The organism is Pseudomonas sp. Root569, assembly GCF_001427465.1.
Taxonomy (GTDB): Bacteria; Pseudomonadota; Gammaproteobacteria; order Pseudomonadales; family Pseudomonadaceae; genus Aquipseudomonas; species Aquipseudomonas synxantha.
Genome location: NZ_LMGQ01000007.1, coordinates 99,217 through 123,405 on the forward strand (window position 1 = coordinate 99,217; position 24,189 = coordinate 123,405).

Annotated in this window: 17 protein-coding genes; 4 read left to right on the forward strand and 13 right to left on the reverse strand. The window is 59.7% G+C overall.

Going from position 1 to position 24,189, the window contains the following annotated elements; translation table 11 throughout:
* Window positions 1-44 precede the first annotated feature (44 nt).
* Window positions 45-2,420 carry an efflux RND transporter permease subunit gene (locus ASD70_RS08490; RefSeq protein ID WP_046068407.1) on the reverse strand — a complete coding sequence of 792 codons (2,376 nt, stop codon included), beginning with the start codon at window positions 2,418-2,420 and terminating at the stop codon, window positions 45-47.
* Between the two features lie 16 nt (window positions 2,421-2,436).
* Window positions 2,437-3,477: a WD40/YVTN/BNR-like repeat-containing protein gene (locus ASD70_RS08495; protein WP_046068408.1), complete on the reverse strand. Its 1,041-nt coding sequence runs from the start codon at window positions 3,475-3,477 to the stop codon at window positions 2,437-2,439.
* Between the two features lie 331 nt (window positions 3,478-3,808).
* On the opposite strand from ASD70_RS08495, the gene ASD70_RS08500 reads away from it, so the two are divergent.
* Window positions 3,809-4,924 (forward strand): Gfo/Idh/MocA family protein, encoded by a 1,116-nt coding sequence (locus ASD70_RS08500; RefSeq protein ID WP_046068409.1) that lies wholly within the window; start codon window positions 3,809-3,811, stop codon window positions 4,922-4,924.
* 390 nt (window positions 4,925-5,314) lie between these two features.
* Window positions 5,315-7,390 (forward strand): M10 family metallopeptidase C-terminal domain-containing protein, encoded by a 2,076-nt coding sequence (locus tag ASD70_RS08505; RefSeq protein WP_236708697.1) that lies wholly within the window; start codon window positions 5,315-5,317, stop codon window positions 7,388-7,390.
* 24 nt (window positions 7,391-7,414) lie between these two features.
* On the opposite strand, the gene ASD70_RS08510 is transcribed toward ASD70_RS08505, so the two are convergent.
* From ASD70_RS08510 to ASD70_RS08555, 11 genes are all read right to left on the reverse strand, one after another.
* On the reverse strand, window positions 7,415-9,118 hold the full coding sequence (locus tag ASD70_RS08510) for an AMP-binding protein (protein ID WP_056846192.1): 1,704 nt from the start codon (window positions 9,116-9,118) through the stop codon (window positions 7,415-7,417).
* Window positions 9,119-9,149: 31 nt separating this feature from the next.
* Window positions 9,150-10,448, reverse strand: a complete 1,299-nt coding sequence (locus tag ASD70_RS08515; RefSeq protein ID WP_056846193.1) for an acetyl-CoA C-acetyltransferase — start codon at window positions 10,446-10,448, stop codon at window positions 9,150-9,152.
* Window positions 10,445-11,335: a MaoC/PaaZ C-terminal domain-containing protein gene (locus tag ASD70_RS08520; RefSeq protein ID WP_056846194.1), complete on the reverse strand. Its 891-nt coding sequence runs from the start codon at window positions 11,333-11,335 to the stop codon at window positions 10,445-10,447. The genes ASD70_RS08515 and ASD70_RS08520 overlap by 4 nt, the downstream gene beginning before the upstream one ends.
* A 4-nt stretch (window positions 11,336-11,339) precedes the next feature.
* On the reverse strand, window positions 11,340-12,683 hold the full coding sequence (locus ASD70_RS08525; RefSeq protein WP_046068414.1) for a 3-oxoacyl-ACP reductase: 1,344 nt from the start codon (window positions 12,681-12,683) through the stop codon (window positions 11,340-11,342).
* Window positions 12,684-12,839: 156 nt separating this feature from the next.
* The gene (locus ASD70_RS08530) at window positions 12,840-15,365 is read right to left on the reverse strand and encodes an acyl-CoA dehydrogenase (RefSeq protein WP_056846195.1); all 2,526 of its coding nucleotides are present in this window, start codon (window positions 15,363-15,365) and stop codon (window positions 12,840-12,842) included.
* A gap of 193 nt (window positions 15,366-15,558) precedes the next feature.
* A complete protein-coding gene (locus ASD70_RS08535; RefSeq protein WP_056846196.1) occupies window positions 15,559-17,004 on the reverse strand; it encodes an outer membrane protein transport protein in 1,446 nt (481 codons plus the stop codon).
* A gap of 51 nt (window positions 17,005-17,055) precedes the next feature.
* Entirely contained in the window at window positions 17,056-17,547 is a 492-nt protein-coding gene (praB, locus tag ASD70_RS28895) for an alkane oxidation protein activator PraB (RefSeq protein ID WP_145916475.1), read from the reverse strand.
* Window positions 17,548-17,639: 92 nt separating this feature from the next.
* Window positions 17,640-18,122 carry an alkane oxidation protein activator PraB gene (gene praB / locus ASD70_RS08540; RefSeq protein WP_046068417.1) on the reverse strand — a complete coding sequence of 161 codons (483 nt, stop codon included), beginning with the start codon at window positions 18,120-18,122 and terminating at the stop codon, window positions 17,640-17,642.
* A gap of 134 nt (window positions 18,123-18,256) precedes the next feature.
* Complete coding sequence (gene praA / locus ASD70_RS08545; protein ID WP_046068418.1) at window positions 18,257-18,751, reverse strand: alkane oxidation protein activator PraA; 495 nt, start codon at window positions 18,749-18,751, stop codon at window positions 18,257-18,259.
* A 124-nt stretch (window positions 18,752-18,875) separates the two neighbouring features.
* The gene (locus tag ASD70_RS08550) at window positions 18,876-20,156 is read right to left on the reverse strand and encodes an alkane 1-monooxygenase (RefSeq protein ID WP_056846197.1); all 1,281 of its coding nucleotides are present in this window, start codon (window positions 20,154-20,156) and stop codon (window positions 18,876-18,878) included.
* A 309-nt stretch (window positions 20,157-20,465) separates the two neighbouring features.
* A complete protein-coding gene (locus ASD70_RS08555; protein ID WP_046068419.1) occupies window positions 20,466-21,464 on the reverse strand; it encodes an alpha/beta fold hydrolase in 999 nt (332 codons plus the stop codon).
* A gap of 285 nt (window positions 21,465-21,749) precedes the next feature.
* On the opposite strand from ASD70_RS08555, the gene ASD70_RS08560 reads away from it, so the two are divergent.
* Together ASD70_RS08560 and ASD70_RS08565 are read left to right on the forward strand one after the other, a co-directional pair.
* On the forward strand, window positions 21,750-23,288 hold the full coding sequence (locus ASD70_RS08560) for a flavin-containing monooxygenase (protein ID WP_056846198.1): 1,539 nt from the start codon (window positions 21,750-21,752) through the stop codon (window positions 23,286-23,288).
* Window positions 23,285-24,175 carry an SDR family NAD(P)-dependent oxidoreductase gene (locus ASD70_RS08565; protein ID WP_056846199.1) on the forward strand — a complete coding sequence of 297 codons (891 nt, stop codon included), beginning with the start codon at window positions 23,285-23,287 and terminating at the stop codon, window positions 24,173-24,175. The genes ASD70_RS08560 and ASD70_RS08565 overlap by 4 nt, the downstream gene beginning before the upstream one ends.
* Window positions 24,176-24,189: the final 14 nt, after the last annotated feature.

Consider the following 24,189-nt stretch of genomic DNA (forward strand, 5'->3'; position numbering starts at 1 on the left):
AGGAGCGAGCTTGCTCGCTCCTGCAGGACGCCCCTTGAAGGGCCTCAGTGAGCAAACAACGAATTGCCCTTCTGCCCCGCCAGCTTCTCCGGCTTGATCAGGAACCGCGCCAGGGCCGGCAACAGCCACAGCGCGCCGAACATATTCCACAGCAACATGAAGGTCAGCATCAGGCCCATGTCGGCCTGGAACTTGATGGCCGAGAAGATCCAGGTGCACACGCCAATGGCCAGGCACAGGCCGGTGAACAGCACGGCCTTGCCGGTGGATTTCAGCGTCTGGTAGTACGCCTCTTGCAGCGGCAGGCCGGCACGCAGGAAGCTTTCCAGGCGGCTGTAGATGTAGATGCCGTAGTCCACGCCAATCCCCACGCCCAGGGCCACTACCGGCAAGGTCGCAACCTTGACGCCGATACCCATGAACGCCATCAGCGCGTTACCCAGTACCGAGGTCAATACCAGCGGCAGCACGATGCACAGGGTCGCCGCCCAGGAGCGGAAGGTGATCATGCACATGGTCGCCACGCACAGGTACACCAGGATCAGGATGATCAACTCCGATTCCTTGATCACCTCGTTGGTAGCCGCTTCGATCCCGGCATTACCAGCGGCGAGGATGAATTCCAGGCCGTCCTTGTTGTTCTCCTTGGCGAAGTCCTGCACGGCATGCACGGCGCGGTCGAGGGTTTCGGCCTTGTGGTCGTTGAGGAACACCAGCACCGGCGCCAGGGAGCAATTGTTGTTGTACAGGCCATCGGCACGGGCGATGGAGTTATTGAGCACGTCCGGGTTACGCGACAGGGTTTCCCATTTCAGGTTGCCTTCGTTCATGCCCTTGATCATCTGCTTGGATACGGTCACCAACGAAATAGCCGACTGCACGCCCTCGGTGTTCTGCATCTTCCACATCAACTGGTCGATAGGCGCCATGGCTTCGTAGCGCGAGCAGCCTTCGGCACGGGTCTTGACCATCACCACCAGCACATCGGAACTGGTGGAATAATTGCTGATGATGAAGTTGTTGTCTTTGTTGTAGCGCGAGTCCGGGCGCAGTTCCGGGGCGCCTTGGTCAAGGTCGCCGATCTTCAGGTTCTGGCTGTACCAGAGACCGCCGCCAAAGGCGATCAGCGCCAGGAAAATCGAGACCGGCGCGACTTTCGGGCTGGCGAATTTGGACAGCAACCGCCAGAAACGGTGTTCGCGGTGCGCATCCTTTTTACTGCGCTCAATCGCGCGCTTGCTGATACCCACATAGGAGATCGCCACCGGCAGCAGGATCAGGTTGGTAAACACGATCACTGCCACACCGATGGAAGCACCGATGGCCAGTTCGCGGATCACGCCGATATCGATGATCAGCAGCGTGATAAAACCCACCGCGTCGGCGAGGATCGCGATCATCCCCGGCAAGAACAACTGGCGGAAGGTACGCCGTGCGGCGGTCAGGGCGTTATCGGCATCACTGGATTGCAGGGCGATACCGTTGATCTTCTGCACGCCGTGGGAAATACCAATGGCGAAAATCAGGAACGGCACCAGCATCGAGTACGGGTCCAGGCCAAAGCCGACCGCGTGCATCAAGCCCAACTGCCACACCACCGCCACCAGGGTGGTAATCAACACGGCGATGGTGCTGCGGATGCACCAAGTGAACCAGTAGAGCAACACCAGGGTGATCATGAAGGCAATGCCGAAGAACAGCACCACCATGATCAGGCCATCGATCAGGTCGCCGACTTTCTTGGCGAAACCGACGATGTGGATTTTCACATTAGGGTTTTGCGCCTCGAACTTGTTGCGGATCTTGTCCTCAAGTTCATGGGAAAACTTCTGGTAGTCCAGGGCCAGCAACTTGCCCTGGTCCTGCGGGTCCGGGTAGGACTCCAGCAGCGGGATATCGACGATACTCGACTTGAAATCGTTGGCCACCAGACGCCCGACCTGGCCGGACTTGAGCACGTTGTTACGCAGCTGGTCGAGGCTTTGCGGCGAGCCGTTGTAGCTCTGCGGGATGACTTCGCCACCGGCAAAGCCTTCTTCGGTTACTTCGGTCCAGCGTACGCTGGGGCTCCACAATGATTTGAGGCCCGAGCGATCGACGCCGGAGATGTAGAACACCTCGTCGTTGATCTGCCGCAGGGTCTCCATGTACTCCTTCGTGAAGATGTCGCCGTCCTTGGCCTCCACCGAGATACGCACGGTATTGCCCAGGTTGGCCAGGTCGTTGCGGTGCTCCATCATCTTTTCGATGAAGGGATGCTTGAGGGGGATCATCTTTTCAAAGCTGGTGGACGGGCGAATCAAGGTCGCCTGCCAGAACAGGAACACGCTCACCAGCAGGCAGATGACGATCACCGCCGGGCGATTGTTGAAGATCAGGCGCTCAAGAAAGGTCGCTTTATCGTTGTGATGACTGCTCATGCTTTCCCCGCCCTTATTATTGTTTTACGAGTTCGGCGCCAGCGGGCGTGGCGACACGAACGCCGCCCTGCCCGACCAGAATCAGGTTGCCATTGCCTGCGGCCGTGACCGCCGAGAGTGAAATCCGGTCCGGACGATTGAATACGCTGAACGTCTGGCCGTCGTCATGACTGACCACCACGCTGCCACCGTTGCCGACGACGACAATGGAGCCATCATCGAGCAACGTCGCCCCAGACAAGCCGAACTCCAACGCACCGCGTGTGGCATTGAGTTCGACCTGATCCCAGTTGCTGCCAAAATCGGTGGAGCGATACAGGTTGCCGCGCAAACCATAGGCCAGCAGGGTTTGCGGTTGCGCCGTGCTGATCACGCCAAACAGCGAGCCTTCATAGGGGCCTTCGAGTTTTTCCCAGGTCTGGCCGTCGTCGCTGGAGCGGAACATGCTGCCTTGCTCGCCGACGATAAACAGGCCGGCGTCCTTGACCGAGGCGATGGCGTTGAGGTGGAACTGGTCTTCGTTATCGAGACGGTCGCTCACGTCGTTCCAGGACGTGCCGCCGTCGGTGGTTTCGATCAGCGCACCATAGGCACCCACGGCGAGGCCATGGTTGGCATCGTTGAACCACACATCGAGCAACGGGGCTTCGCGCTTGAGGTCTTGATATTGCTGGGTCCAGGTAGCACCGCCATCGGCACTGGCAAGGATTTGCGCGTCATGGCCGACAGCCCAACCGTGCTTGTCATCGACGAAAAACACCGCCGTGAGCAGTTGCCGGGTAGGTACCTTGGCTTGGGTCCAGGTGTTGCCCTGGTCATCGGAATAGAGGATATGCCCGCGATCACCGACCGCCACCAAGCGCTTGCCTGCGTGGACTACATCAATCATCAGGCCTTTGGCAGCCTTGGGCGATTCAATCGCAAACACCGCGGCGGCGGTGGAATCGCTGGCAGCCAGTACCGGCGTCGACAACACGGCACCGGCAAACAGCGAGAGCGCTGTGGCCAGCAACGCAACCCTGCGTGCGGCGCGTGGGCGGCAAACAACCCAACCCATGACAGGCTCACTCATAGACCTTTCTCCCATTTATTATTGTTAGGTCGTCTCATCTTCCAGGGCCGTGAAACCTGCAATCTAGAGCGCCTGGAGTAAGCAGGGGCCATCCTATCGGGCTTTGGAATCGTCTGACAATCGGTGCTGCGTTATCTTTTGTTAACTGGCGGCATTTGGCCAGGGGTGAATATGGCTTTATCAGCAGAAATGATGAGCCCAAGGCGCGTGGCCCTCTTGCTGACGAGCAATGAATTTTTATTCCACCTATTGAATTAAACGAATATTTATTCCATTAATAGCCTTCCTGAAAACAATAATCCAAAGGACCACGGCTATGCGTGAACTCGGAATCGGCTTGATCGGCACAGGCTTCATGGGCCGCGCCCACGCGCTGGCGTTCAATAACGCGCGGGCGGTGTTTGAACTACCGGTACAGCTCAAGCTGGCGGCTCTGGCCGATGCCGACACCGAACGCGCCCAGCGTTGCGCTGACGCCTGGGGCTTTGGCCAGGCCCACGGCGACTGGCAAGCACTGATCGACGACCCCAAGGTCGACGTCGTGGCCATCACCACTCCCAACCATTTGCACTATCCCATGGCGATGGCGGCCATCGCGTCGGGCAAGGCGGTGTATTGCGAGAAACCCCTGGCCGTCAGCCTTGAGCAAGCCGACGCCATGCGCCGCGCCGCCAGTGCCGCCGGGGTAGTGACACGGGTGGGCTACAACTACCAGCACAACCCGATGATCGTGCTGGCAAAGCAAATGATTGCCAACGGCGACCTCGGCGAAATCATCAGCTTCCAGGGTGAATTCAGCGAAGACTTCATGGCCGACCCGGTTTCACCCTGGTCATGGCGCTGTGAGGTCGAACACGCCGGTGGCGCGCTGGCCGATCTGGGCAGCCATCTGCTGTCGATGGCGCGCTATCTGGTCGGCGATGTGGTCAGTGTGTGCGCCGATACCCAGACCGTGCATGCCCAGCGCCCCGCCACGGCCGGCAGCCAAACGTCAAAAACCATTGCCGTGGATGACCAGGTGCACGCCCTGCTGCGCTTTGCCAACGGTGCCCGCGGCACGGTAAGTAGCAGCTGGCTCAAGCACGGCTACAAGAATCACCTGAGTTTCGAGATCAGCGGGACCCAGGGCACCTTGGCGTTCGACCAGGAACGCTTGAATGAACTGCGCCTGTACCGTATCGGCCAGGACGGTTTCCAGCGCGTACTGGCAGGCCCGGCCCTGCCCGGTTATGCGGCGTTCAGCCCCGCCGCGGGGCATCAACTGGGCTACAACGAATTGAAGACCCTGGAGGTGCACGAGTTGATCATGACCATGGCCGGCCAGGGTGCGGATGGAACAGACTTCGAAGCGGCGTGGGCAGTCGAGCGGCTGGCGACGGCGATTCGTACGGCGGCTCGTGAAGAACGCTGGGTCAAGGTCAGCGAGCTGTAGAGCACGCTGATCTGCCGGTTAAACGCCGCCCTTGCCTACAGGGTCGGCGTGCACTGTCCTGCCTATCCATCAGTGCGTTCACGCGGATGGAGCGCTGACCATCATTCAACTCAAGTAAAAACCTGTTTGATCGCACTTACATCCGTAACTTTTCCCAACTTCAAATAGCTGTATCCCCCCTCAAAAAAACACACTTCATACGCTGCCAGCGCACACACACCCGCCTTGAAAAAACTCCCCATATTTAATCAAACATCGACATAAATACCCCCTAGCCTTCTTTAAAGAAACACGCCACCTTAAACCGCGTTCGACACTCAAACACCTCTTGCGTACTCATACAAACCCAAACACCTGCGAGACATAAACATGCTTAGTACCGGAACTCACATGCCGATGCACCTGCACCGACAAATCCAACCTCCTACTGGCGACACTTCACTGCAAGCCTCGTCCTCTTTATCAGACAAAGTCGCCCAGCAACTGACCCGCGACAACTTCAAATTAAAGGACAGGGATGGCGATGGCCAACTATCCGTTTCTTACAAGTTCTTCGACGCCGCAGATCCGCAAACAGCCTGGCTCAAGGGCGGTGGTGCGCTTGAGTTCAGCCAGGCCAGAAAGAAAGCGTTCAGGAGCGCAATCAAGGCTTGGGAAGACGTGGTCAAGGTCAAGTTCACCGAAAACGCCAGGCATGCAGATGCATTTTTTGTACTTCATGCCAACAATGGGGTCGGTGGGTATGCAGTCATGCCAAATGACCAGGGAACAGCAAATATAGGCATCGGCGTTGGCAACAAGAACTCTCCCCCTCATTCGTCGATGATTCATGAACTTGGTCATAGCCTGGGGTTACAACATCCAAACCAGAACTATCCCGAAAACAGCCACACGCATACGGCCATGAGTTACAACAATAAATGGTGGCGCCCGGCCGACGAGCGCGGCGTGAGTGTTTCGGATAGCAACTTGACACCGGCCATGCACGATATCGCAGCCATTCATCGCTTATACGAACCCAATTACGAAACTCGAAAAGGAGATACAACTTATGGTTTCAACTCCAACACTGAGCGTGACCACTATTCGTTGACTTCCGCCGACGAGTTGACCAACTTTTGTGTCTGGGACGGCGGCGGCGAAGACACATTGGATTTTTCCGGCTTCAGGCAGAATCAAAAGATCAACCTGGGCGCCGAGACACTCTCGGATGTGGGTGGCCGCGTGGGCAACGTATCCATTGCCAAGGGCGTTGTCGTGGAAAATGCCATCGGTGGATCCGGGCACGATGTGTTGATTGGCAACCAGATCAACAACCGCATGACGGGAGGGGCAGGCGGCGACACGCTGACCGGCGGCGGAGGCGCAGATACCTTTGTCTATAACCGGGCCAGCGACTCACCGGCTAAAAACCCGGATAGGCTCACGGATTTCACAAGCGGTATCGACAAGATCGATCTATCTGGGCTATTGAAAGAGGCGGGCCTCCAGTCTCTCCAACTCGTTGAACAACACATGGGGCGCAAAGGTGAACTGACCCTGGACTACGATGCAAACATCAAGCTGTACAGGCTGATTCTGAATGTGAATGGCGACCCTGCATCCGCGCTGGTGATCCTGAGCAAAGGCCCCATAAAACTTGAAGATATCCTTACTGGAGCCACACCTGACACGCCCGTTACGCCAGATGTGCCGGTTACACCAGTCGTGCCACCTCAGCCAGAGCCAGAGCCAGAGCCAGAACCTACGCCCACTCCGGTCCCCAAGCCAACCCCTGCTCCGCGGCCCCCTGTCACACCTCCACTTTCAGACTGCGAAACGGCTGACACCGTCTACGGCTTCAACGCCAATACCGGCCAGCGTGGAACGAGCCTCTCGTCGGCCACAGACAAACCGGCTTTCAGCGTGCATGACCAAAAGGGCAATGACACCCTGGACTTTTCCGGTTTCACGCAAGCCCAGCGAATCAACCTGGCGCCGAATTCGCGCTCCAGCGTCGGTGGCTTGACTGACAATGTGTACATCACACCCGACACCCTCATCGAAAATGCCGTCGGCGGCCAGGGCAACGACCGTATTGCCGGCAACAGCGGCGATAACGTGTTGACCGGCGGGGGCGGAGCCGACCACCTGACTGGTAATGGTGGCTTCAACACGTTCACCTACCATGCCGCCAGCGACTCCACGCGCAACAACCCGGACTTGCTCATGGACTTCACCACAGGCCAAGACAAGATCGACTTGAGTAGCCTGAGTAAAAACACACAGGTCACGCTCAACCACGTCAGTCAATACAGCGGGCGACCGGGCGATACCCTCCTGACCTTCAACCCGAATACCCAGCGGTACTTTCTCGCCATTGATCTGACGGGTGATCGCAAGACTGACTTTCTGATCAAAAGCACTCGGCCGATCTACAACGAGGATGTCATTGGCCTCAACATTCAGGATGATGGTTACCTCTAACCGTTACTGACAACGTCAACGGTGTCAGCGCAATGCCCGCCGCAGTACCTTGCCGACTGTTGTCTTGGGCAGCTCGGTACTGCGAAATTCCACATACCGCGGCACCTTGTACCCCGTCAGGTATTCCCGGCAATGTGCAAGAATCTGCTCCTGAGTCAGGTTCGGGTCCTTGCGCACTACGATGATCTTGACCTTCTCCCCGCTCACCGCATCTTCCACGCCAATGGCTGCCACTTCACCGACACCCGGGTGCATCGCCACCACATCCTCGATTTCATTCGGGTACACGTTGAAACCCGAGACCAGGATCATGTCCTTCTTACGGTCCACCAGGCGGATATAGCCGCGGGCGTCCATCACCCCGATATCACCGGTGGACAGCCAGCCCTCGGCGTCCAGCACCTCGGCGGTTTCCTTCGGGCGCTGCCAGTAGCCCTGCATTACTTGCGGGCCGCGTACTTGCAGTTCGCCTTGCTCGCCGATATCCGCCAGCTGGCCATCTTCGCGAACAAAGCGCACCCAGGTCGATGGCAGCGGCACACCAATGCTGCCGGTGAATTCCATCTCGCGCATGCGTGAAATATCGATGGGGCTGATGCTCACCACCGGCGAACATTCGGTCAGTCCGTAACCTTCGACGATCGGCAGCCCAGTGACTTCTTTCCAGCGCTTGGCCACGGCGGTGTGGGTGGCCATGCCACCGGCGATCACCAGGCGCAGGTCAGAAAAGTCCCTAGCGCAGAAGTCCTTGTTCTCCAGCAAGCCGTTGAACAACGTGTTGACCCCGGCAATCCCGTTGAAGCGCTCTTTGCGCAGGATCATCTGCACACGCTTCACGTCCCGCGGGTTGGCGATCAGGATATTGCGCCCGCCCAGGCACATGAACATCAGGCAGTTCACCGTCAGGGAAAAGATGTGATACAGCGGCAGCAGGGTCACGTTGGTTTCCTGCTTGTGCTGGTCCAGTTGGTCGCCGACCCAGGCCTTGGCTTGCAATAGATTGGCGATGATATTGCGATGGCTGAGCATCACCCCCTTGGCATCGCCGGTGGTGCCGCCGGTGTACTGCAGGAAGGCCAGTTCATCGCGATCCAGGCTGACCGGTAGATGGGTCAGCGCCCTGCCCTGTTTCATCACCTGATTGAAACGCAGCGCGCCGGGCAGCGTGAAGGCCGGCACCTGCTTCTGCACACGCCGCAGGATGAAGTTCATCGCCGCGCCCTTCAAGGCGCCCAGCAAGTCGCCGATTGCCGCAACCACCACTCGCTTGACGCTGCTGCCTGCGATGGCTTTTTCCAGGGTGTGGGCGAAATTCTCGAAGATCACTACGGTCTCGGCGCCGCTGTCCTTGAGCAGGTGCTTGAGTTCATGGGCAGTGTACAAGGGGTTGACGTTGACCACCACGGCCCCGGCCAGGATGGTACCCAACAGGCAGATCGGGTACTGCAAGCAGTTGGGCATCATCAGCGCCACGCGGTCGCCCTTCTTCACGCCCTGGCCCTGCAGCCAGGCCGCAAACGCAATGCCCTGGACCTGCCAGTCGGCGTAAGTCATTTCGGTGCCGATGCTGACGTAGGCCACCCGCTCGCGGAATTTTTCCAGGTGTTCCAGGAACACTTCGCGCAATGACGGGTAATCTTCGATCCCGGCATCGATGTCGGCCGGAACGCCGGGCAGGTAAGCGTTCAACCAGATGCGTTCGCTGTGTTCCAGGCTGATAGCGTTCATGACAGTGTCCTTATTGTTGTTTTTAACAGCGTTACTTTTCGACGATGGCGGTGATGCCCAACCCGCCGGCTGCACAGATCGAGATCAGGCCGCGCCCCCCACCGCGTTCATGGATCGCCTTGGCCAGCGCCGCCAGTTGTCGGCCGCCGGTGGCCGCGAAGGGATGGCCGCAACCCAGGGAGCCGCCGTTGACGTTCATCTTGCTGCGGTCGATGGCGCCCAGGGGAGCGTCCAAGCCCAGGCGCCCGCGGCAGTATTCGGGGTCTTCCCAGGCCTTGAGCGTACACAGCACCTGGGCGGCAAAGGCTTCGTGGATCTCGAACAAATCAAAGTCGGCAAAACTCAAGCCCTCGCGCTGGAGCATGCGTGGTACGGCGTAAGCGGGCGCCATCAGCAGGCCCTCGGTGCCGTCGACAAAATTCACCGCCGCCGTCTCACCCGTGCGCAAATAAGCCAGCACCGGCCAGCCGTTGGCGTTCGCCCATTCTTCACTGGCGAGCAGCACCACCGAGGCGCCGTCGGTCAGCGGAGTGGAGTTGCCGGCGGTGAGCGTGCCGTTGTGCCGGTCGAATGCGGGCGACAGGCCCGCGAGTTTTTCCAGACTGATATCGGCACGCAGGTTGTTGTCCCGGGCCAGGCCGCGATGGGGGCTGATCAGGTCGTCGAAGAAGCCGCGTTTATACGCCGCATCCAGGCGCTGATGGCTGGTGAGGGTCAGTTCGTCCTGGGCCAGGCGTTTGATTTGCCAGCGCTTGGCCATTTCCTCGCAATGCTCGCCCATGGACAGCCCGGTGCGCGGCTCGCCATTGCGCGGCAATAATGGTTTGAAGAACATCGATGGACGCACTTTCAGCAAGGTCTTGAGCTTGTCGCCCATGCCCTTGGCCCGATTTGCGGCGAGCAAGGTGTGCCGCAAGGCTTCGTTGATACCGATGGGCGCATCGGAGGTGGTGTCGGCACCACCGGCAATCCCGACTTCGATCTGGCCGAGGGCGATTTTATTCGCCACCAACAGCGCGGCTTCAAGCCCGGTGCCACAGGCTTGTTGCACATCATAGGCCGGGGTCTGCGGCGACAGCGTGGTGGACAACAACGACTCACGGGCCAGGTTGAAATCCCGCGAATGCTTGACCACCGCCCCGGCGGCAAACTCGCCCAGGCGCTGGCCGTGCAGGTTGTAGCGGTCTACCAGGCCTTGCAGGGCAGCGACCAACAGATCCTGGTTGCTGTCGTGGGCGTACACCGTGTTGGAGCGGGCAAACGGGATGCGGTTGCCGCCGATGATCGCCACGCGGCGGGTCGGGGCCGGATTGAAGCTGTAGTCACTCATGCCTGGCTCTCTTTCCAAATGAATAGCCCACGCATATGGGGCTTGTCCCCAGCAAAATTGCGCACTTCGAACTCACGCCGCGGGCCGGTCACCGGGTGGTTCCACAGGGCGACCTGGCCGGGCAGGAAGATCGGCAACTTGAAGTCGCAATGGGCCTGGGCCTGGTCCAGGCCACCGGGTGGTTGTTGCGCCGCCAATGCGCGCCCCAGGGTCCACATGCCATGGGCGATGGCACGCCGGAAACCGAAGAGCCTGGCGCCGATGACCGAGGTGTGAATCGGGTTGAAATCCCCCGAGACCTTGGCAAAGCGTCGCCCCAGGTCAGCCGGCAACACCCAGCGTTGGGTACGCAACAAACCCTCTTCCTGCAGCGGCAAAGGGTCACTCCAGGGGTCGCCCACGGGGTCGTCGACGTCACGACGCAGGTACAGGCTGTCGCTTTCCCACACCAGGGCCTCAGCACCGTAGGCGCGGGTGGCGATACTCAGCGCCTGCCCCTTTGGATGGGCGACCCAACGCTCGCAATACACCTCCAGGCGCAGCGCCTGGCCCTCGTGCAGGCGTTGGTGCTGGCGAATGCGATTGGCCAGGTGCACCATGCCGCTGGCCGGGTACGGGAAGCTTGGCCGGGTCAGCAGCATCAAATGCAGTGGGAATGCCAACACATGGGGGTAGGACAGTGGCACGCCCTGTTCACGCCGAAAGCCACAGGCTCGGGCGTAAGCGGCGATGCCTGTGGGCGACAGCTCCACCGCCGAGCGCACAAGTCGCGCCGTAGGCAACGGCGGCGCGCCGTCGAGCTTGGGCTTGCGCAAGGCGCGCATGCCATCGAGCAACAACTGGGTGCGCGAGGGCGCTGGGTCGATAATCTGCGTGACGTAATCCATCGACTCAGGCTCCCAACAGGCTTTGGCCACACACCCGCACCACCTGGCCATTGACCCCGCCCGACGCGGGATGGGCCAGCCAGGCGATAGTCTCGGCCACGTCAATAGGCTGCCCGCCCTGGGACAACGAGTTCATGCGTCGCCCCGCTTCGCGGATCATGAGCGGGATTTTTGCGGTCATCTGGGTTTCGATAAAGCCGGGGGCTACCGCATTCACTGTGACCTGGCGAGCCGCCGCACGCGGCGCCAGCCCCTGCACCAGGCCGATCACCCCGGCCTTGGAGGTGGCATAGTTGCTTTGCCCGAGGTTGCCGGCGATACCGGAAATCGACGACACGCACACGATGCGCCCACCCGGGTTCAAACCCTGGCTGTCCAGCAAGGCCTCACTGAGCTGCAACGGCGCCTCAAGATTGACTGCCAAGACACTGCGCCAAGCGGCTTCGGTCATCTTGGCGATGGTCTTGTCGCGGGTGATTCCGGCGTTGTGAACCACCACATCGAAGGCGCCGTATTGGCTGACGTGGGCTTGCAACAGCGCGGCGGTGTCAGTGGCGGTAATGTCCAGGGGCAAGGCCGAGCCACTGACACTGGCGGCGGCCTGCTGCAACGCATCCTGGGCCTGGGGCACATCCACGCACACCACATGGGCGCCGTCCCGCGCCAGCACCTGGGCGATGGCCAGGCCGATGCCCCGGGAGGCGCCGGTGACCAAGGCACGTCGACCGGCGAAGGGCTTGTCCCAATTGACGGCAGTGTTGCCATCGACCGGTGTTTGCAGGCGCACCACCTGCCCCGATACATAGGCCGAACGGCGCGACAGGAAGAAGCGCAGGCTGCTGTCCAAAGCCTCTTCTGCACCCGGCGCAACATAGAGCAACTGCACGGTGATCGCCCGACGCAGTTCCTTGGCCAGCGAACGCACCAAACCTTCGAGGGCGCGCTGGGCGATGGCCTGGGGCAAATCCTGGCAGTGTTCCGGTGCAGTGCCGAGCACCACTACCCGGCCATGTTGGCCGAGGCGCTTGGCATTAGCATGAAAGAACAGGTAGAGCTCATCCAACTGTTGCAGATCGGCGATCTCACTGGCATCGAACACCGCGCCTTGCACCTTGACGGTGGACGGCGCCGTGAGGGTCGCCGGGGTGGCGGCAACAGTGTCGGTGGCGCTGAAGATGCGCTGCACCGATGCCACCAGACGCCCTGCCCCGGCGATGATCACCGGGTTGGCCAGGCCGGCCTGGCCACTGCGATGGCGTTGCAGCGGCAAAGGCTGCGGCAGGCCGACAGCCTGGGCCAGGCGACGGCCCCAGGGGGAATTGACGAATGAAAGGTAGTTGTCACTCATAGAGGGTTCCACTCACAACACAAATCCTGCCTTGTAAACCCGGTCAAACATGTGGGAGGGGGCTTGCCCCCGATGGCGGTCTATCAGGTAAATCTGCTTGGGCTGACACACCGCTATCGGGGGCAAGCCCCCTCCCACATTTGCACCGCGTTTTTCTTAGTTGACCGGGGCGTTTTCGCTTTGATTGCTGCGACGCTTGGCGGTCGGCTCCAACGCCTGCTTACGCTGCTGCAAGGCCTCCAACAAACCAAAATCCTGGGGGAAGTCATCGACCTGAATGCCGTGGTCGGCGTATTCCACATAGCGCGCCAGCAAGGTGTCTTCGTCATCGCTGATCAAGTCCAGTGCCCGCGCCTTGACGCGCCAGACGGTGAAAGCCATGGCCGATATCGGCAGCGGCTCGAGCAGGCCTTGCTTGATGGCGGGCTTGAGCCGAGCCTCGATCAACTCCACTTGGGGCAACAGACGGAAACCCAGTTCGCCATAGGCCAGCTTGTCGATTTCCGGGCGCGGGATGTAGGAATTGGCCAGCAAACGGTCGCGGGTTTCCCCTGGGGTCTGCACCACATCCGCCACCTGGGCCAACAGCCGATCCGAGGGTTTGCGCAGTGGAATGCCCAGCGGAAAGCTCAAGCCCCGCATCACCGCCGCAGCGGGTTTTGAAGGGTAGTTATCGAGCACTTCGGCCAAGGCTTCATGGGCACGCAGCAATGCGTCCTGGGCCGCCCAATGCACCAGCGGCAAGTCGGCCTGGGGCTGGCCATCGTCCTCGAAACGCTTGAGCACGCAGGACAGGATGTACAGCTGCGAGAGGATATCTCCCAGGCGCCCGGTGATACTTTCCTTACGCTTGAGGGCACCGCCCAACACGCCCATGGAAATGTCCGAGATCAACGCCAGCACCACCGACAGCCGATTGGCCTGACGGTAGTAGGACGCCAGCGCCGGGTCGGTCTTGGCCGGTGCCGAAATCAGCCGCCCGCCGGTCAGGGCATGCACCGCTGCGCGCACGGTGTTGGCCAGTACAAAACTCACATGGCCGAACATCGCGCTGTCGAAATCTTCAAGCGCCTTGCGCCGATCCGGGTTGCGCGCCGCTTCCATCTCGCGAAACACGTAGGGATGGCAACGAATCAGGCCCTGGCCAAAGATGATCAGGCAGCGGGTCATGATGTTGGCGCCTTCCACCGTGATGGCGATGGGGCTTTGCTGGTAGGCACGGGCAAGGAAGTTATTGGGCCCCATGCAGATGCCTTTGCCGGCGACGATATCCATACCGTCGTTGACGATGATCCGCGCACGCTCAGTGACGTGGTACTTGGCGATGGCCGAGATCACCGACGGTTTCTCGCCGGCGTCCAGGGACGCCACCGACACCTTGCGCACCGCATCGCAGGCATACAAATGCCCGGCCATGCGCGCCAAGGGTGCCTGCACCCCTTCGAACTTGCCGATGGGCAAGCCGAACTGCTTGCGCATCGCCGCATAGGCTGTGGTACCACGCACCGCGACTTTACCCAGGCCGACGTTGGCCGATGGCAGGGAAATCGCCCGTCCCGCCGCCAGGCATTCCATCAACATGCGCCAGCCGTTGCCAATCTGTTCGCGGCCGCCGATCACCCATTCCAACGGAATGAAAACATCCTTGCCGGTGGTAGGACCGTTCTGGAACACCGCGTTCAACGGCCAGTGGCGGCGACCGCTGTTCACACCTGGGTGGGACGTGGGGATCAGCGCGCAGGTAATGCCCAGTGAACCGGGCGCGCCGAGCAAACCGTCCGGGTCTTCGGCGCGGAACGCCAGGCCCAGCACCGTGGCAATCGGGCCAAGGGTGATGTAGCGCTTGTCCCAGGTCACTTTGAACCCCAGCACTTGCTCGCCTTCGTGCAGGCCTTTGCAGACGATGCCCAGGTCTGGGATCGCGCCCGCATCGGAGCCGGCATACGGGCTGGTCAGGGCAAAACAAGGAATGTCTTCGCCCCGGGCCAGGCGCGGCAGGTAGTAATTGCGCTGGGCGTCGGTGCCGTAATGCAGCAACAGCTCCGCCGGGCCCAGGGAGTTGGGCACCATCACCGAAATCGCCGCCGCCGAGCAGCGGGTCGACAGCTTCATCACCACCTGGGAGTGGGCGTAGTGGGAGAAACCTTTACCGCCGTACTGCTTGGGGATGATCATGCCAAGGAACCCGGCATCCTTGGTGTACTGCCAGCATTCGGGGGACATGTCTTGCCAGACCTGGGTGGTTTCCCAGTCATTGGCGATGTCGCACAGGTTTTCCACCTCGTTGTCGAGAAAGGCTTGCTCCTCGGCGCTCAGGCTGGCCGGCGCCGCTTGCAGCAGACGCTGCCAGTTGGGTTTGCCGCTGAACAGCTCGGCGTCCCACCACACGGTGCCGGACTCGATGGCCGCACGCTCGGTATCAGACATCGCCGGCATGATCGTACGAAACAGGCCCAGGGCCTTGCTGGTCAGCAGGGCGCGGCGCAGGGGCTTGATCGCCAGCACCAAGGCCGGCAGCACCACCAGCACGGCGGCGACGGCAAGGCCCAGGTCGCCCACCGCGTTGAACAGATAACCAAACGCCAGCCAGATGATGCCGGTGCCCAACCACAGCGCGGCTGCGGCTTGTCGATACGCCAGGGCAATCGCTGCTGCGAGACCCACCGATAACCAGATAAGCATGGGGATACCTCTACTTGATTCAGGGCGTAAAGCCACACTACAAACTTCAAATCACAAATTCAAATTTTGTTTTGAAATTTTTATTTAACGCTTTGCCGAAAAAATTCAGGCTGACCGTGTCAGCCTGATAAAGAGCAAACAACGCAGGTCGCGAACGACCGTCTCGGCAAGGCGTTCAGTAGCGCTGAAGGCCTTAGAACTTATAAGTCGCCGACAGGCTGACCACGTCACCTGAAGATTCAGCCTTGCCGTCCAGTTGAGCCGCACCGAGACGATCGACGTTCTTGGTTTTCAGGTTGACCTTCTGGACGAATTGGTGCGAATACGCGGCATCCACTGACAAACCAGGCACAGCCTTGATGTCATAACCGGCACCAAACGCCAGGAAGTAGCGGTCACCGTCGGGGATTCGAGGGTCACGGGTGGAGTTACGCGTAGGGGTCTGGTCATACGCTACACCCGCGCGTAGGGTTAGCTCGTCGGTGGCTTTATAGTCGCCACCGATTGAGGTCATCCAGGCATTCTTGTAGTTGTAGGGAATGGCAACAATAGTTGAACCTTGGGACTTGAGCGTCAGGTCTTTGAACGAAGACCATTCAGTCCATTGAGCGCTTACACCCAATGTCCAGCGATCATTGAATTGGTGGACCCAGTCAATCGCCGCAGTAGCCGGAATATCCAATTGCGTACTGGCATGCGCGCCGTCCGGGAAAAGCTTAAGACCTGGATAAGCCATTTCAACCAGCGTTTCGCCGTTCGGACCGATAGGATTAGTCATTGCGTTACGGCCGATAGCATCCGTGTAGACGTTGTACTTACCGGTCATCTTGTTTTTGATTTTGGCGTGATAGTTCAAGCCCAACGTGTCTTGCGCCGTCGGCTTCCATACCACACCGCCAAACCAGCCGACCGAGATGTTGTCGACTTTTACGCGCATCAAAGAATGACCTACTCCTGTAGGAAAACCGGTGCCTCCCAAGCCTGGAGAGACATCCGCTGCAGCCAACAAGTCAATGTTCTGGCTGACGAAGCCCTGGCTGCGCTGGACGATGGCACCGCCACCGACCGAAAACTCATCATTGACCTTGAACGACAGCGAACCTGTCAGGCCGACGGTCTCGATCTTGGTGTCGACCGCAAAATCGCGCAGCTTGGAATCTTCGTTCCAAGTCGTTTTCATGCCTTGGGGCACGACCTGGCTCAAGCCAAAAGCAAAACGGTCGCCGATTGGAATCACCAGGAAGCCGGTTGGCAGCCATGCGGTGAAACCGCCTTGCCCGCCATTATTGGTGTTAAGGGCTGGATCGCCCATGCTGCCCTGGTCATCCAATACCGGCGTATTGGTCACTGGATTACCATTGTGGTCATACGCCTGACCCGAGTATTTGATCTTGACCCGGGCATAATCGACAGTCTGTTGCGCGATGGTCGAGTCAATAAATGCCATGGCTGCCGGGTTGTTGTACGCAGCACTGGGGTCGTTCTTAAACAGTGAGCCGCCACCAAACGCACGACCCCAACCGGGCGCGCCGTAGGTCGGCGTGGAGAAGCCACCCGCCTGTACCGGGCCAGTGCTCATCAGTCCGCCTACCAATGCCAACCCGAGTAAAGTTCGGGTGTGTTGTTTTTTATTATTCATGTATTACCCCTATTATTATCGCAGCGGCTTATCCCAGCGAGCCCTGTCATTTCAATTCGCTATCGAGAGCGTCGGAAAAGTGAGCTCCATTCGTTCCAGCGTGCAATTCCCTGACAAGGCTTGATTAAACACAGTTAATTGATGGCTCGCGTAATTCCAACTTGCGTAAATCTGATTTGGGCCGCAATGGGTTGCAGGCAGACTTGTTATCGAAAAACCAACGTCATCGATAAGGGCAGAAGTCGAAGAGAAGGCATTCATCCGCCACCCCAAAATCTTAGGTTTCAGCAAGCTACAAAACCCCGGCCCCGTAATGGAAAATGTATTGATATGAACCCCGGTAAAAGCGCTCACATTCCCCGCCACGGTAAGTCCGCATGTAAGTGGTGAGCCAAACGTAGAAGGCGTTCTTATCGTTAGTGTCCCAGCAGCACTGGTGAATGGACCCGCAGGAGAAAAATCCGCGGCGAGTGCCACACTTGCAAACCCTACGCCACTGGTCAGCAACAAGGTACTTGCCGCCCGTCGCAACAAACTACCCATAGTCAGTTCCCTCGACCTTGCGCTCCGTCAGCAGGAGCCTCCTTAGAGACCCCTGCCTTCACGGGTGATCAACCCTTACGAAGTGATGCGACTTATTGGACAGTCAACGTTGGCGCGGTTACGTCCAGGGAAACAACGGTGCAGTTGCCACTCAGAGACTGATTGGCAGCGGTCAACTTCTTGGACCCCGCATTCCAAGCCACGGCAATAGTGGTAGGGCCGCAGTTGGTAGCCGGAATCGAAGAGATCTTGTAACCGACATTGGTCACGGTACCGACAGTTGGCGAGGTTGCAGTCAGCACCCACGGAATATTAGTCAGCGTCGGCAGCCCGCACAGGCCGCCACCTGTCAGCGTCGCGCCATTGATCGACGCTACGCCGCCACTGACATTACCGGTGAAGGTAATGCCGCAGGTCACAGCGGCCCCGAAGGACGACGGCGACTTCACCACGATCGTGCCAGCACTGGTAGAGAATGGACCATCAGGAGTGATGGTGGCCGCACTGGCCATCGAAGCGGCACCCATGCAAACAGCCAGAGCAGTCAACGACACGAGAGTTTTCAAGCTTTTCATTGTTTTTCCTCACATGTTATGGCGATTCATTTCGCCAGGGGTAATGGCCATGATCGAGAGGTCACGGTGAAACTGCAGAACTTCCCTTTCCAGCCAAATTTCAATGCATCTACCGCTACAACAGTCGAAACGCTTTATTCGACAACTTTGAAGTTGGCCGGCATCTTGATCGACACCGTCTTGATCTTGCAGTCTTCGCCAATAGGCACATCGGCAGCTTCCAACTTGCCGGTGGCGTTATCCCAAGTACCGTCGGCCGTCGAAGGCCCACACTTGCCGCCCAGGCCAAAGGCGTGCACATCCACACTGATCTTCGACATCGAGCCACTTTTTGTATCCTTGGCAACCAGCACCCAGGGCAGGTTGATTGCTTCAACGCGGCTGCACTTGAGGCCACCGTCGAATTCAACTTTGTCGACATTTACCGATGAACCATCGGCTGCCACCTTGCCGGCCACCTTGATGGTGCAATCGGCACTGATCAGCTTGCCCTTGGAGAAACTGATAGGCCCCTGGGCAGTGAAGGCACTGCCGGCAGGTTCGATACGGGCAGCCTGGGCCTGGTGATAGACAATCAGGCCCATCGCAGCCAGCACGATGTGGGCGGTGAACTTGGCAGAACTTTGCATGGTGGACGTCCTTCCCTTAAATTATTTTTGTAGGGTCAAACCACGTTCTTGCAACTGAAACTGGGGTCGATAAGGACCTGCGCGATACACAGATCCCGAGTAAGCCCTGACTGCTTACTTCATCTCAAAACGGCTTCGCGCTGTTGCTGTATTTCTCCAGATACTTCAAGCGTTGTGACGGTTGAAGATTGGTCAGGCTGATATCCCCGGCATAGTGATTGAGTACGCGATGATCCATGCGCCGCCGCCACAAGTACGGCACATAGGCCCAGACAATCATGCTCGCGTAGCCATAAGGCAGTTGCGGTGATTCATCGAAGTGACGCAGCGACTGATAACTGCGCGTCGGGTTGGCATGGTGATCGGAGTGCCGTTGAAGTTGAAACAGAAAGATATTGGTGACAATCCGATTACTGTTCCACGAGTGGCGCGGCGAGCAGCGCTCATAACGACCGTTGGGCAACTTCTGGCGCTTGAGGCCGTAGTGCTCGACGTAGTTCACCACTTCCAGCAACGAGAACCCGTAGATGCCCTGGATGATCAGGAACGGAATCACCGCCGCGCCCAGCCAGGCAATCATCGCGCCCCACAACACCACGCTGTACATCCAGGCGCTGAGTACGGCGTTTTTCCAGTGCAGGGCCGGCAGGCCGAGTTTACGCAGGCGTTCGCGCTCCAGGTTCCAGGCCGATACGGCGCTGAACCACACCGAGCGCGGCAGGAACGCCCAGAAACTCTCGCCCAGCCGCGAGCTGGCCGGATCTTCCGGGGTGGCTACACGGACGTGATGGCCGCGGTTGTGTTCGGTGTAGAAGTGCCCGTAAAACGTCGGCGCCAGGGTAACCTTGGCCAGGAACACTTCCAGGGGCTTAGGCTTGTGCCCCAGTTCATGAGCAGTGTTGATTGCGATGCCGGTGGCGGCGCCGGTGGACATCGCCATACCCAGGTAGGTGAACACACTGATTTCGCCGTGCAACTCGGTGCGTGCGGTGATAAATGCAGCGGTCCTTGCCAGCCAGCTTGACGGTTCCAGCGCAGCAGTGGCGTGCAGCAGGCCGCCGTTGATGATCCAGGCGATGCCGCCAGCGGCCAGCCAGCCGGTGATGACCACTGAGGCGATCACAAACAGCACGCCGGTGTAGACGATCCAGCGGTAGTAACTTTGGGACTCGAGGTTGCTGACGGCCGATTCAGGCGGGTTGCTGACGTCTTCGCCGAGCAGGCCATCGATCAACGGGATCAAGCCGAAGATCACCAGCACGCCGACCCACCAGAGTTGCTGCACGCCGGTGCCGATCGCCAGGGCGCCGGAAATTAGCGGAGTTGCGAGGGGCATGATGCCCAGCCACCACAGGTGGCGCTTGCCGTCGGTCCAGACTTGCGAGGTTGCCAGGGTCTGATTCATGGCAACCTCCACACGCATTCACTGAACGCTTGGGCAGCTGAGAGGTTCACGGAGCGCTGACAGCTCCGAGACATTGACCATGCGATAAAAGGCGTTTTTTTCATTATTTTATTCGCTCTTAGGCATTTCAAAAATAATTTCAAATTACACATTGAAATAATTTTTTTAAATAAATAGCGCGGAATCGTTAGGTCGTCAACTAGTTTCTCCAGCCCTTTTTTCCGTGACCGTACAGTCTCTTTTTCAGCCGCGTAGTCAGGTGTCTAGGGCAGGCATTAACGCCGTTGAACCGCGAGTCGGGTCGCACATTTATTTGCTCGCCAGGGCCACAGGTGGATGTAACTGCGTGACGCTTTCGCCGGGTCGAACGCGCTTGGCAATCTGCTCCACCAGCGCCGCCACTCGCTGCGTCGCGGTGATCGGCAACATGTGTCCACGGCCTTCCACGACCTGCATTTTCAACCCTGGCACCTTGCTCGCCAGGGCCTGGCCGTGTTTCTGGAAGTCGAGCACCTTGTCTTGGGCGCCATAGATCAGCCCGATGGGCAGGGTCAGTTGCGGGTAGCGCTTGACCATGTCCGGCAGGTGATCGTTGACGCGGTTGATCTCGGTAGAGGCCGCGTAGAAATTGTCGGGGCGCATGCCCAGCAACCCGCCGCCACGGGTGGCGAAGTCCGAAGGCGCAGCATCGGGGGCGAACACACCCTTGACCACCGCGTCCTTGGTCAGCAGGCCAACGGGCATGGTCAGGGTGTGGGCCATCCAGCGGCGCAACCAGGCCGGACGGATCGCCAGAGACAGAAATACCAGCGGCAGCATGCGTTGGGGATGGGTCAAGGGCGCCACCAGCACCAGTCCGGACACTGCGTGGGGATGGTCCAGGGCCAGCGCCAAAGCAATCGCGCCGCCCAACGAGTGCCCCAGGACCAGCGGCTTACCCAGGTCGAGTGTGTTGATAAAGGCGGCGATTTGTCGGGCCTGGGCTGGCAGGTCTGCCGCCGTGCCACGGTGGCGGGTGGAATAGCCCGAACCCGGGCGGTCGAGGGTGATCACGCGAAAATGTTCACGCAGTTGCCCAGACAAGGCATAGGTCAGGTTGCGACTGCTGCCCATCAGCCCGTGGATCATCACCAGCGGCGGGCCTTTGCCCTCTTCGACATAATGAAAGCGCTCGCCCTGTACCTCGACGAAGCGCCCGTTGATCGGAACAACCGCTTCAATGCGCCGCGTCATCCAGGCATTCAAGCCCCATAACGCCGCGCTGGCGCCCACCAACACCCCCGCAGCCACTACCCATTCGACAGCCATAGCTCGGTCCTCTGCTTCCCTGCGGCTGGCGACCCGACCGGAATTGATCAGGGCCTCAGCCATCGTCCACGCCCTGGACCTAGACTTGATGCATGGCGTGTTCGCCCGTCGGACAAATGGCACATGCGGAACCTAGCGTAGGCGATTTTTTCAGGTAGATTATTTAAAATCTTTTTTAAAATAAATAATTCAATTTTCCTTTGCAATGGTGTTCTATCTAAAAGACAAAACAAAAACAGGAGCAGATTCGATGCCCAAGCGCGTTCTACGGATGAGGCAGCCTTTATGAATGCCTACAGTGATTCAATCGACATCGCCATTATCGGCTCGGGTTTCGCGGGCCTGTGCATGGCGATCAAACTCAAGGAAGCCGGGCTCACCGACTTCTTTATCGCTGAGCAGGCCGAGACCCTCGGCGGTACGTGGCGCGATAACCATTACCCAGGGTGTGCCTGTGACGTGCAGTCCCATGTGTATTCGTTTTCCTTTGCGCCCAACCCGGATTGGACGCGGCAGTTCGCGGCGCAACCTGAGATCCGCGCTTACCTGGAACAATGCGCCACGCGTTTCGAGCTGGCGCCCTACCTGCGTTTCGGCATGGGCCTGCAACGCGCGGTGTTCGATGAGCAGCAGCAACGCTGGCATCTGACGTTCAGCAATGGCCGCCAGGTCAGTGCACGGGTGCTGGTATCGGGCATGGGCGGCTTGTCGCGCCCGGCGATGCCGGACATCCCAGGCCTGGACAGCTTCAAGGGCAAGCGCTTCCACTCCCAGCACTGGGACCACGACTACGCCTTGAAAGGCAAGCGCGTGGCGGTGATCGGCACCGGCGCCAGTGCCATTCAGTTCGTGCCGCAGATCGCGCCGCAAGTGGCGCACCTGGACCTGTTCCAGCGCACACCACCGTGGATCATGCCCAAGCCCGACCGGCCGATTTCACCCCTCGAGGGCTGGCTGTTCAAGCACCTGCCGTTCACCCAAAAGCTGGTGCGCGGCGCCCTCTACTGGGCGCTGGAAGGGCGGGTGGTGGGTTTTGCCTTGCACCCACGGCTGATGAAGATGGTGCAGAAAATCGCCCTGCGTCACCTGCGCAGACAAGTGGCACGCCCTTCCCTGCGTAAGAAGCTGACGCCGGACTACACCATCGGCTGCAAGCGCGTGCTGATCTCCAACGACTACTACCCGGCCCTCTCGCGCAGCAATGTCGAGGTGGTCACCGATCGTGTGCTGCGCATCGAAGCCGACGGTGTGATCACCGCCGACGGCATCAAGCATCCCGCTGACTGCCTGATCTTCGGCACGGGTTTCCAGGCCAGCGACCCCTTGCCCCGCGGTTGCATCATCGGCCGCGACGGCATTGACCTGATGGACGCCTGGGGCGATGGCGCCCATGCCTACAAAGGCACCACCGTGCCGGGCTATCCCAACCTGTTCCTGATCGTGGGGCCCAATACCGGCCTGGGGCATAACTCGATGATTCTGATGATCGAAGCCCAGGTCAGCTACATCCTCGACGCACTGCGCCAAATGCAGCGCCAGCGCATCGCCACGCTAGAGGTCAAGCCCGCCGTGGAGCAGGCCTACAACCGCCAGTTGCAGGACAAGCTCAAGCGCACCATCTGGAACACCGGCGGCTGCCAGAGCTGGTACCTGGACCCACGCACCGGCAAGAACACCACGCTGTGGCCCGGCTCGACCTGGCGCTTCAAGCAGATCACCCGGCATTTTGCGCTCAAGGACTACCTTGCCGACCTGCTGCCGACGCCCGCCACACCGCGCCCTGCACCCGCGCCCCACTCCGCCACAGAAGGCAGCCTGTCATGAAGTCATTTAACGGCCGCGTCGCGGCGATCACCGGTGCGGCCTCCGGCATGGGCCGCGCACTGGCCTTGGCCCTGGCTCGGGAGGGTTGCCACCTGGCCTTGGCGGACAAGAACAGCCAGGGACTGGAGCAGACCCTGACACTGGTCCGGGCTTCGACCTTGGCACCCGTGACCGTCACCACCCAGGTGCTGGACGTCTCCGACCGCAAAGCCATGCAAGCTTGGGCGGCCCGTTGTGCCGCCGAGCACGGCCATGTCAACCTGGTCTTCAATAACGCCGGGGTGGCGTTGTCTAGCACCGTGGAAGGCGTGGATTACGCCGACCTGGAATGGATCGTCGGCATCAACTTCTGGGGCGTGGTGCATGGCACCAAGGCGTTCCTGCCCTACCTCAAGGCCAGCGGCGACGGGCATGTGATCAACACCTCCAGCGTGTTCGGCCTGTTTGCCCAGCCCGGCATGAGCGGCTACAACGCCACCAAGTTTGCAGTGCGCGGCTTTACTGAAGCCCTGCGCCAGGAACTCGACCTGCAACGCTGCGGCGTCTCGGCCACCTGTGTGCACCCCGGCGGTATTCGCACCGATATCTGCCGCAGCAGCCGCATCGACGCGAATATGACCGGGTTCCTCATCCACAGCGAGCAACAAGCCCGCGCCGATTTTGAAAAGCTGTTCATCACCGATGCCGACCAGGCCGCCAAGGTGATCCTGCAAGGCGTGCGCAAAAACAAGCGCCGCGTGCTGATCGGCCGCGACGCCTATTTTCTCGACCTGCTCGCCCGTTGCCTGCCATCGGCCTATCAAGCGCTGGTGGTGCTGGCCAGCAAGCGCATGGCGCCCAAGCCACGCAGGCCGGTATTTGAAACCAACGACGAGTCCCGTCTCTGAACAGGAGGACGCAC